The organism is Spirosoma sp. 48-14 (assembly GCF_001898575.1).
Taxonomy (GTDB): domain Bacteria; phylum Bacteroidota; class Bacteroidia; order Cytophagales; family Spirosomataceae; genus Spirosoma.
This window is the reverse complement of record NZ_MKUD01000075.1, coordinates 22,455-33,157: the sequence shown is the minus strand read 5'-3', so window position 1 is coordinate 33,157 and position 10,703 is coordinate 22,455. Positions and strand designations below refer to the sequence as shown.

9 protein-coding genes are annotated in these 10,703 nt (G+C 54.5%); all 9 read right to left on the bottom strand.

The window, feature by feature from the left end:
- Nucleotides 1-1,035: BamA/TamA family outer membrane protein (locus BGO59_RS31550; RefSeq protein ID WP_293690916.1), on the bottom strand; the 1,035-nt coding region annotated here is incomplete at its 3' end.
- Between the two features lie 59 nt (nt 1,036-1,094).
- Nucleotides 1,095-1,886, bottom strand: coding sequence for a PEMT/PEM2 methyltransferase family protein (locus tag BGO59_RS31545; protein WP_138507197.1), 792 nt, complete (start codon nt 1,884-1,886; stop codon nt 1,095-1,097).
- An 84-nt stretch (nt 1,887-1,970) separates the two neighbouring features.
- Nucleotides 1,971-2,096: a hypothetical protein gene (locus BGO59_RS31540; protein ID WP_262709547.1), complete on the bottom strand. Its 126-nt coding sequence runs from the start codon at nt 2,094-2,096 to the stop codon at nt 1,971-1,973.
- Nucleotides 2,097-2,114: 18 nt separating this feature from the next.
- On the bottom strand, nt 2,115-3,344 hold the full coding sequence (locus tag BGO59_RS31535) for a glycosyltransferase family 87 protein (protein WP_138507198.1): 1,230 nt from the start codon (nt 3,342-3,344) through the stop codon (nt 2,115-2,117).
- Between the two features lie 31 nt (nt 3,345-3,375).
- Complete coding sequence (locus BGO59_RS31530; RefSeq protein WP_138507199.1) at nt 3,376-4,584, bottom strand: glycosyltransferase family 61 protein; 1,209 nt, start codon at nt 4,582-4,584, stop codon at nt 3,376-3,378.
- A 50-nt stretch (nt 4,585-4,634) separates the two neighbouring features.
- Nucleotides 4,635-6,422 carry an efflux RND transporter periplasmic adaptor subunit gene (locus BGO59_RS31525; protein WP_293690933.1) on the bottom strand — a complete coding sequence of 596 codons (1,788 nt, stop codon included), beginning with the start codon at nt 6,420-6,422 and terminating at the stop codon, nt 4,635-4,637.
- A 71-nt stretch (nt 6,423-6,493) separates the two neighbouring features.
- Nucleotides 6,494-7,903: an efflux RND transporter periplasmic adaptor subunit gene (locus BGO59_RS31520; protein ID WP_293690910.1), complete on the bottom strand. Its 1,410-nt coding sequence runs from the start codon at nt 7,901-7,903 to the stop codon at nt 6,494-6,496.
- 16 nt (nt 7,904-7,919) lie between these two features.
- Entirely contained in the window at nt 7,920-9,293 is a 1,374-nt protein-coding gene (locus tag BGO59_RS31515) for a TolC family protein (protein WP_246082385.1), read from the bottom strand.
- On the bottom strand, nt 9,244-10,703 hold a 1,460-nt coding region (locus tag BGO59_RS31510), incomplete at its 5' end, for an efflux RND transporter permease subunit (RefSeq protein WP_293690908.1). The genes BGO59_RS31515 and BGO59_RS31510, both read right to left, overlap by 50 nt.

Sequence of the window (10,703 nt, the reverse complement as noted above, 5' to 3'; positions counted from 1 at the left end):
CAACGCAGCAAAAGCGGCTGCTAGCAGAAAACGGTTCAGGGTACGCCGGTACTCGGCCTGGGCCGACCAAAGCTGCCGGTCAAGATACCGGCCCTGCACAAAGCCGCGTAACATAGTTGGCCCTCCCAGTTTGGGCAACTCCCGCAGCGGAATAGTTCCCGTTGTGAACTGCCCAACGGCTTGCAGACCAACCATATTTTTCGCATTCAGCGGTACGTACCGGCGCAAATCAACAGACTGTTCAGTGTAATCGAACTGACTACCGAATTTGTGGCTATACATCTGAAAGGCCCACTCAGCGTACCAGCCCCGCGTCGGGCTGAACGGGTTATCCCGGTAATCAGCCAATAGGGTTGGCCCCAGGGCCGACACCACACTGCCCTGACTGCCCGGCAACGATTCGTGCAGGGGCTGGCCCTGACTCAACTGCACGTTTTGCGTGTTAGAATAATAGTAGCTGAGGCCCGCGAAAAAACGCCCTTTTACTCGTCGCCAGAACCGATGTTGCACGTACCAACGTTGATAACTTAACACGTAGAACTCGCGCTCATTCAGGGTTTGATTGCCTACGCCCCAATAATCTTCCGAAAAATCAACGTAGCCGCCCCGCCCCCGCATTACGTACCGTTCAGCCGCGCCATAGGTATTCCATACACCCTCTGCGGCCAGTTGCCGACGGGTGCTGTAAAGAACATGAACGAAGGCGTATGAATCGCGGGTACGTCGATTGAGCGAGTCGAGCCGTTGCCAGTACCGGCTGTGAAAGCGGGGTTTATCAGCTCGCCCCGTCCCTGCGTTGTAAAAGTAATCGAGAGTGATGCCGCCTTTCACGCCAATTTCCGGCCCCGACTGTAATACGGGTAGCGGCACAAAGCGCAACGGGCGGCTCGTCAGCGAATCAGGATGCAGTTTGCGCCAGAACGAAGAACGTGGCTGTGCCTGCACGGAAGACAGCACGACTTGCCCAAACAGAATCAGCAGGCCAAACAGGCGGGGCCAACACGCAGAGACTGGAAGCAAGCAAACCGGTTGCATATGGGTGTTGATTGACAAGTTAGTACGGAAAACACTCAATCTTCAAGCCCTGAAATCAGCTAATTCACTGACAAAGCACTGATGCCAAACGTTCGCTTCATAAAAGGACGCTCGACAACGTAGTAAAAACCAAACACCAACAATTGATTAAGAGCCGCGAAGAGGAGGCCATAAAATGAGTGGTAGTACAAGGCAATTCCGTACACCTGAAGCTGTCCGACTCCATACATAGGATTGGCTAAATACCGGTAAGGGCCTCTGACGACAAAACCGCCAACGGCGCGGCCCAGAAACATATACTTCCAGTAATACACCGGCAGGCCCACCACCAACGCAGACCAAATCTTCACAGCCGTACCGGTGAAAATCAACACTATCGCCAGAATCGTAATTATGGAGTCCATTGACTGAAATGCAGGGAGTGTACTCGCCGTTTGCTGGCTGATATGCGTTAATGCCAGGCCATTATGAAAAAAAGCAAATGCAAACAGGCCCTCAAATGCTCTGAACGCTTTTTCTTCGCCTTTCGCCCCAATCCAGTTAAGGCGAAGTCCATGCTGCGGCAAAACACTACTTATCAAACCGAGATAGAGCAGCATCGACAGCATAACGTATGCTACGCAAAACCAGAGGTCAGTTAGGTCAGGAAGCCCATACCAGGCCCAGCCTAACGATACACCCATAACCAACGCACGACGCCAACTCAATCGGTCCAGGATGAAACCGGAGATACCAAGTGTTACGTAAAGAAGATTACCCGGTGAGTACAACCCCGCCCTTGTCTGCTCTACCTGCCAGCAACAACTAAATTGACCGGCAGAACGGTTGGCGTTGTTTATTGATTCGTTCATAATCCGGTGGTTTTATATGTTTATTGGCAATCTTTTACATGGGATACCTTCACACGTAAAAAGCAGGAGACCACCCGTAAACGGTTAGCTGAACTGACTCCAGGCCGCCAGCAATAGCATACCGGCGATTACGGCGTAAAGCAGCCAGTTCAGGTACGTTCGCCAGCTTGGTGTTGGCTGCTTATCACCTGTTTTACAGCATTCTTTCATTGCACTACTGGGATATGACTACCGGTTAACATGGTTCCGGGCTTGAATAAGCCGCGCATTGACAACAGCCGCAACTCCAAATAAGAATAAGACCAGATAGGTAATCAGGCTGAAGCCCTGAACGTAGTCAGACAAACGACCTCCCAACAGATCGCTGGTCATCAGCCCAACGGCGATGCTTACGACGGTCATTACTTTTCTCAGCCTGAACAGGCTTAGTTCGGTCAGGTACTGATACAATCCTGCTACAACGGGAAGGAGCGTAACATGATGGCCTTCCCACGACACGCCGGCCACAAGAAGTATTGTCAGGTACGTTAGGAGCAGTACCGGAAGGGCCGCCTGCCGACGGGTTTTCCAGGCGAAATAGTACGTGATGCCCACCAGGGCAAGGCGAACAATCAGACTGATTTTATTCACTAGGGCCAACTGCCATTCCGCGATGTGATACCGAATGCCGTTAATGTCGGGATGAGCCGTCAACAGTTTCGATAACGTAGCGGAAATGCCAAATGCAATCCAGTCGGTATATACCCGTCCTTCGAGTAAGAATGGCCGGAACACAACATACCAGTAATCGAGATAATCCTGAATGCCCTGCGCAACGCCCCGTTGCAGAAAGACAAGCAACGCAAAAAGCAGGCTGTAGCCACCGACCTTCCATAAGGTAGAAACAGGACGACGAATCAGCAGAACGACGACCAGCAAAATCGGCATCACTTTAACCCACATAGCCAGTGTGAGCAGCAGCAGGCCCAGGTTTTCCCGTCCGCGCACGTAACTATATAGCCCACCAACGCTCAGCAGGGCTACCCCCTCGTTGACGTTCACCCAAATAATGTTATGCCAATAGTATCGGATTGTGGCGATGACGGCGATGAGCAGGGCGGTTCGCGTAAAGCGGTTGGGGGAAAAATGTACCAACAACAGGTACGTTAGTCCGATTAGGCCCAGCCAAGCGGCAAAATTGAAAAAAGTAAATAGCCCAGTGGCAACCGGAAAAGGGAAAATAGCCAGTAGCTGAAACAGCCACGCTGCAACGGGCGGATAGATGTATTCCTGAGCACCCGGTATTGGCTCGTATAAAGGGGTGTCGGCCATGAATTTCAGGCCAGCCGCCCAGAAAATATACGGATCACCGTGTTCATCCTGCGTGTAGGCTTCGCGAATGGAAAAAACTATAGCCAGTATAAAGAAAGCCAGCAGAACGTACCAGAATCGGCGGGCAAGGGTAGAAAGAGATTGCATTCGTTACGGTAGTTGGTGGTGGACAGGGTACTTACGTACCCAGCATTTTTTTCAGGCACTGCTCTATCTCCGGGATAGACACCGTTATATCGTCTTCGAGGCCCCGCGTCCAATTTCCGGGATGAGCTTCTCCCTGAAAATAAGCCGCATACCGCATACTAAGTACGTTGGCTAAATAGCGAAAAAAGTCGGGGTAATAGGTGGGTGCGAAAAGCTCCAGCAGTTGCGTTCCTGGCTGGCACCAGATCAGGTTGCTGAACGACGCGCCATGTGGCCCTACAATGAAATCAGCATCCCGATAAATGGCCGCCTGTTCCGTAACAGAACGGGGTACATCGTCAATAATCTGAAATTCATACTGGTTGAGTAGCTGAATTAGCGCGGCTTCGTTTGTGATTCGGCGTCGGCAGTTCCGGCTGATATAGATGCGCTTTCTGCGCGTGTCGGGGGCCGGAAGCTGCGGTAGTATATACGTTCGGAGCGCGTTTATATCCGCCAGATTCGGGTAGAACCAGTGGCCGGCATTAGCTACGATACACTCCCTGAATTGTACGCTGGTTTTGCGCGTATCAATAAGTTGATGTGCTTCAACACCCAGTAAAGCCATGAAATCACGCTCGTAGGCAGTTCCAAATTGGGGGTACGCTACGGTTGCATTACGAAATACCGCTTCGGGCAGCACGCCCTTGATGCGGGCCAGTTTTGCCGCTACCAAAAACACAAAATCATAATACCCACCCCAAATAATACCGTCCAGATAGTGGCTCCAGGGAGCGATCACGGTCTGTACGGTTATCGACTGCCGACGTTGCCGATGGAGTACGTTTTGGTAAAAATCGTCGGTATTGATGTCCGTACAAGGTATGTTTCGCTCGGTCAGCACACTGCCGTAGGGGCGCAGTTCGGCCCCTGCCGCAGGGGTCTTGTACCGCCAGACCGAAACGGGTTCAGTTTCGGTCTGAGTCTGGGGGTAATAGACTTTGGAGGGATCAATCAGGTCAACGACCTCCTCCATGCATAGCGCATTGGCCGGGTAGGTTACTAAGCTATAGGGGCGGAGGAAAGCTTCGGTCTGCTCTTTATCCAGAAACTGGTAACCCGCCAGACGATACCCTACCCGGACTCCTTTCCTCAGCACAAGCCTACTTAGTTGAATGAATTGCTGACGGACACGTTTTACGCGCTTCGTCCAGGAGGTATGCACCGCCACGGGTTTCACCGGGAGCAAGTCAGTAGGCATAGTGATGGAGTACAAATGGGGTTAAATTGGGAGTTCATGATAGTTCCCGATTAGGGGATAACTTCCTTTGTCTCGCCACAGGTCAACATTTGATCGCCGAAGTATGGGTTGCGAATGGGCTTTTTGTCGCTAAGCCAATAACTGCCTTTGTTATTCAGGGCCATTGGGCAGAACTGACGATACACGGGTTTATCGGTCACGCCAAACGCTTTGATACTCCGGTACAATCCTTCTTCAAACTGAGCATAAGCCGTTCGTTGCTTTTCCAGGTCAGTAGTCATGTTAAGGGCTTTTAAGGCAGCATTCATGGTGTTCAGGTAGGTCATCCAGTCGGTATGAGCTGCACCCGAAAGCAACATCATATCCACACCCGCTAAGGCTTTTCCGCCCCCTCCCGCCAGCGTTTTGGCCTGTTCCGAATTCGCGCCGATCAAGGCTTCGGTCAACTTCAGCGAAGTTTCATAGACAATTGTCAACTGCTTTATAAAGGTGTGCGGGGCTTTATGGCTTTTGGGAATAGTGGCAGCATTGGCTACGGACCGGGCCGCTGGTGCGGTGGGGTTGCTTTCCAGAGTGGGGGTCGATTTCACACCTTCTTCAACTTCGGCAGTAATGGGGTTAATACCCTTTTTAAGAATCAGTTCGCTGTACAGCAGATAGGCCCCCGACATTGCTACCTGTTCATCACCATTTAGCCCGTTGGTAATGGACACCTGCTGATCCGTTTCGGTACCGGTCTGTACCCGGCGGGGCTGAAAAACCGACCCATCGGGCTGTCCCTGACCCGTCTGCACGAACACGACCGCTCCCTGTCCGGCCCGCACCACGGCATCGGCCGGCAGCGTCAGCCCGCGCTGTACGCCGTGCCGAAGCAACACCCGTGCCTGCTGGCCGGGCTGGAACCGCCCCCCTGGATTGGGCATTACCGCCCGCATCACCAGTACCTGACTACCGGCCCGGTATTCGGGGTTAATAAACGTCACCCGCGCATTCATCGTCGGACTGGTTTCATAGCCCACCACCTGTACGGGCACCCGGTCGCCAACCTTCACAAACCGGGCTTCACCCGCATACAACTCGGCTTCGACCCAAAGCTGGCCCAGGTTAGCCAAACGATACAGCAACGCCCCTTCACCCACGTACTGCCCCTCACTGGCGGCAATCTCCGTAACGGTGCCACCTGCCGGTGCCACAAATGGAATACGCGGTTGCACGTTCCGGGTTTTGGCTAACCCGGTAATCTGTTCAGCGGTCATGCCATACAGCCGAAGTTTCTGTTCGGCAGCCCGCCGGAAGTCTTCATAGCGCGGCTCGTTCAGTTCTTCGGCCTGCCGAAGGGCTAACAGGTATTCCTGCTGCTGAGTAAGCAGGGGTTCGCTGTATATTTCATATAATACCTGCCCTTTGCGGATGGGCTGACCCGTCTCTTTCACGTAGAGCCGCTCGATTCGGCCCACTACCCGGCTGCTGATGACATCCGTTTGCTGCTGATCGGCGGCAAGCCGGGCGTTCAGTACGGTACTGTTGCCAATATTGCCCGATGCTACCGGCTGAACCATCACGTTGGCAAGCTGCATCTGGCTTTCGCTGAGCATAATCTCGGTGGCTATTTCGCCGGTCTTCGCTACGGGCACCAAATCCATGCCACAAATGGGGCAGGAGCCGGGCTTGTCCTGCACAATTTGCGGGTGCATGGGGCAGGTGTACGTAATTTTTTCCGCCCCGTCCGGCCCGTGATTATGGCCACTATGGTCGTCGCTGGCGGCTACCGCTGCGGAATCGGCCTGGTCATTGTCGGTCTTTTCGCCCGACTGGCAGGCGGCATTCAGCACCAGCATCAGCAGGAAAGACCAGCGCAGCCCGGCTGATCGCAGCCCGGCCCAACCATATTTCTTTTGTTTCAGCATGGCTATTTTGTGGTGGCTACGTTAACAAAACTTTCGCTGTCGATTAAAAATTGGGCATTGCGGGCAACGACCTGCTCACCCGTCAGCCCGCTGGTGATGGCAACATACCCACCTGTTTGCTGACCGATCTGCACCCGCACGGGCCGGAAGGTATTAGCCGCATCTTCTTGTTGCACAAAGGCGACCCGCTCGTTGCCTAAGTCGAGTATGGCCGTAGCGGGTAGCCAAAGCCCCGGCCCGCCCGACCGCCGAAGCGTAGCGCGGGCCAGTTGGCCCACCCGCACCGAATTACTCCCCGGCAGATACGCCCGCACGGTAACGAACTGCCCGTTTCCTTCAATAAAAGGCACTACAAAACTGACCCGTGCCCGGCGCGGAGCCTCGCCCGTCTGGTCGAAGGCAATGGTCAGCTCGTCGCCGGGTTTGATGCCAGCCGCATCGCGGGCGTAGAGCCGGAACTCGGCCCACAGGCGGCTGGGGTTTACGACCCGGAACAAGGTTTGCCCGGTCTGGACGTACTGCCCCTCGCGTAGCAGCAACGAGCCAACAACGCCCTCGCTCCCCGGCGCGGGGGTTGGCGTTGCAAACGTGATTTCATCCGTACCCGGAGAGCTTCCCCCGTCTGACATACCGCCCCCCATACCTTCTCCACCCCCCATGCCGCTACCGGCTCCGGCACTACCCATGCCGCCAGCAGCAGGCAAAGGCGGTGTACCCGCCGATTCTTCGATGACATACCCATCATAAGGGCTGTACACAGCCAAGGCATAACTGGGTTTACGAGTACGGGTCAGCTCATCAATCTGCCCGTCGGTTACGCCAAGCAATCGAAGCTTTTGTTTGGCTGCGGCAATCAGGGGAGCGTTGTCCGCATCCGCATCGAGTAAATAGAGCAGTTCACGTTGCGCCGTGACGATGTCGGGGCTGTAGAGTTCCAGTAGTTTCTGGCCCTTGCGAATGGGCTGATAATTAACGCGCACGTATAGCTTTTCGACACGTCCGCCGAACCGGGCTGGAATCGTGTAAAGTCGCCGGGTGTCGTAGGTTATGATGCCGTTAGCCTGTACGGATACCGCTGCCGTGCGTTGTTCGGGCTGCACGGTTGCAATATTGGCCACCACCACCGAGTTAGTGGGTTGTAACAGGGCTTTGAGGTCGGCATTGATCGCCAGACTGTCGCCACCGGCCGTTACTTTTTTCACCAAATCCATGCCACAAATGGGACACGAACCGGGTTTGCCCTGCACAATCTGCGGGTGCATGGGGCAGGTGTAAGCTTCCTCGGCGGTCTCGTGGGTATGACCGCTATGAACCCCTGTATTTGGGTTGGCCGGTGCCGTTGCTTCTTTGTTGTCGTTGTCTGCCTGGCAGCCTGCCAACAGAGTCAGGACAAGCCCGACGAGGGAGGCCATCAGCCCCAGCCTGTTCTTATTTCTCCAGTTCTCGCTCATAACTTACAATCATGCGGTAATACTCCTGTAGGCGCGTCAGATAATCCATCTGGGTCATGTTCAGTGTTTCCCAAGCATCAATCACCACGAACAGATCGCCTTTGTTCTGCTCGTAGGCAATTAGCTGGGTATCGTAGTTCTTGCGAATTGTTGGAATCACCCGCCGTTCATAATTCTCCAACTGCGTTCGCATCGTCCGAATGTCGGTGAGCATCTGGGCCACCATACCCTGCGTTTCAATAAGCATTCCTTCGCGTTCGTAGCGCATGGCCGCGATGTCCTGTTCCATGCCTTTGATTTCGGCCTTATACATCCGTGAGGCCCAGGGAAGAACGGGTATCGAGATCATCCCCATTATTGTCATCTGGGTTGGCATCATACTCTTCGTGCCAGCCAGGGGCTGCATATGGTCGAAGCGAACCCGGAAATCGGGCCGGGCCTGCGCCCGCTGCGCTTCAATACCCGCCCGCATACTCAGAATTTGTTTATCCATGCGCAGAATATCTGACCGGATCTGACTGATTTCCTCCGTCGATGGCACAACCGGCTGCGGTTCGGTGGGGCAGTAGGTGGTGTCAATCCCGAACGCTTCCGTTTGGGGGCGGTTCATCAGCGTGTTCAGGCCAATGCGTTTGCGTTGGATCTCCGACTCGGTCATTGTCACCATGTTGTCAAGCTCATACAGTCGGCCTTCCGCTTTGTAAATATTGCCCAGACTGCCCTGCTGATACGGGTAACGAATGTCAGCCAGCTTTTTCATTGTTTGCAGAATCTGCCGGTTCTCGGCCAGCACCGACCGCCGTTTTTCCAGCACCAGCCAGTCGAAGTAAAGCCCTTTGGCATCGGAGCGGAGCCGGTTGAGCGTGATGCCGCGACCAGCTTCTTCCACAGCCGCTTTCGACCGCTGAAATACTTGCTTCGCCCGTTGTTTGACGGGGTTGGGAATATCCTGTTCAATGGCAATCATACCATACCCCATATCCCGCTGATCCATGACCATTTGCATTGGATAGGGGGCCATGAAAACCCCGCCACCTACCATTGGAGCCATCCAACTCCGAGCCCCTTCAGCATAGGCACGGGCGGCTGCCGCCCGGCTGCTGTAGGGTTTAAGCAGTGGGTTGTCTCGGTCGATACGAACCAACACACTGTCTAAAGCCAGCACCAGGCCGGATGGAGCAGCGGCCGAAGGCCGCACGTACTGGTCAGTCCCCGTCAGCGACTGCACGGCTGACGGGACTGGCTGGGGCCGCGTCTGGCCCAAACCAACCTGCGTTACCAGCAACGCGGCAAGCAGACTGTTAGTGAGAAGCTTCCAGCACATCCAGTTTACCAAATTTTTTAAGTTCATATTCTTTCGTCAGTAAGAAAATCAGCGGAGTCACCAGCAGAATGTGCGTCGAGGAAGTGAGTACCCCTCCAATCATGGGCAGCACGATGGGCAACATTACATCGCTCCCCACCCCCGATGCCCACAGCACCGGCACTAAGCCAAACAGGGCCACCGATACGGTCATGATTTTAGGTCGGAGCCGTTTGGCCGCGCCGTTGATAACGTATTCGCGCAACTCGTCGCGGCTGATGGTGTCGCGGGAATTACCCCGTTTTGCGACAAGTTGCTTCATGGCATCGTTGAGGTAGATCACCATCACCACGCCCGTTTCGACCGCAATACCGAATAGGGCGATAAAGCCAACCGCCACGGCCACTGACAGGTTTACCCCGTAGAAATAGACCATGTACGCCCCGCCGATCAGCGCGAAGGGAATCGTAATCAAACTCAGAAACGCTTCCCGCGCCGAACCAAAAGCGAGGTAGAGCGAGAGAAAAATGATCACCAGCACCACGGGGGCAATAATCATCAGCGTTTGCTTACCCCGAATCAGGTTTTCGTACTGCCCGCTCCATTCCAGAAAATAACCATTGGGCAGTTTCAATTCTTTGCTTACTTTATTGATGGCTTCCTGCACCGTTCCTCCCAGGTCGCGGTCGCGGACGTTGAACATCACCGCCCCCCTGAGCAGCGCATTGTCGGAGGTAATCATCGGGGGACCATCTTCAAACTTCACCGGGGCCACCGCCGAGAGCGGGATGGTACCGAACGAGGCCGTAGCAATCGGAATTCGCCGGATGCGCTCAACGCTGTTGCGATAGTCCTGCGCCAGCCGCACATTAATCGAGAACCGCCGACGACCTTCAATGGTCTGCCCGATGGGAGAACCGCCAATGGCCGATTCAACCACGCCGTTCACATCGTCCACGCTCAGTCCGTAGCGACCCAAGGCTTCCCGGTTTGCATCAATGGTCAGGTATTTGCCGCCCGTGACGGGTTCGACGTAGAGGTCTTTTACACCCGAAACACCTTCCAAAGCCGCCTTGACCTTCTCAGATACGGCGTAGATGCTGTCGAGCGACTGTCCGTGTACCTTGATGCCCACGTCGGTACGGATGCCTGTAGAGAGCATATTGATTCGGTTAATGATGGGCTGCGTCCAGCCGTTGACCACGCCCGGAATCTGAAGTTTGGCATCCAGCTCGTTGATGAGGTCTTTCTTGGTGATGCCTTCCCGCCACTCGGACTTGGGTTTGAGCATGATAATGGTCTCGATCATGCTGATGGGTGAGTTATCCGTAGCTGTCGATGCTCGCCCCGCTTTCCCCAACACCTTATCGACTTCCGGCACCGACTTAATCAACTTATCCTGCACCTGCAAAATCCGTTTAGCTTCGGCGTTCGATACGTCGGGTAGCGTAACCGGCA

What these genes read in the sequence shown, in the direction of transcription:
- BGO59_RS31545 (WP_138507197.1), bottom strand. Translation starts at nt 1,886, where the DNA reads ATGAACGAATCAATAAACAACGCCAACCGTTCTGCCGGTCAATTTAGT.
- BGO59_RS31540 (WP_262709547.1), bottom strand. Translation starts at nt 2,096, where the DNA reads ATGAAAGAATGCTGTAAAACAGGTGATAAGCAGCCAACACCAAGCTGG.
- BGO59_RS31535 (WP_138507198.1), bottom strand. Translation starts at nt 3,344, where the DNA reads ATGCAATCTCTTTCTACCCTTGCCCGCCGATTCTGGTACGTTCTGCTG.
- BGO59_RS31530 (WP_138507199.1), bottom strand. Translation starts at nt 4,584, where the DNA reads ATGCCTACTGACTTGCTCCCGGTGAAACCCGTGGCGGTGCATACCTCC.
- BGO59_RS31525 (WP_293690933.1), bottom strand. Translation starts at nt 6,422, where the DNA reads ATGCTGGTGCTGAATGCCGCCTGCCAGTCGGGCGAAAAGACCGACAAT.
- BGO59_RS31520 (WP_293690910.1), bottom strand. Translation starts at nt 7,903, where the DNA reads ATGGCCTCCCTCGTCGGGCTTGTCCTGACTCTGTTGGCAGGCTGCCAG.
- BGO59_RS31515 (WP_246082385.1), bottom strand. Translation starts at nt 9,293, where the DNA reads ATGAACTTAAAAAATTTGGTAAACTGGATGTGCTGGAAGCTTCTCACT.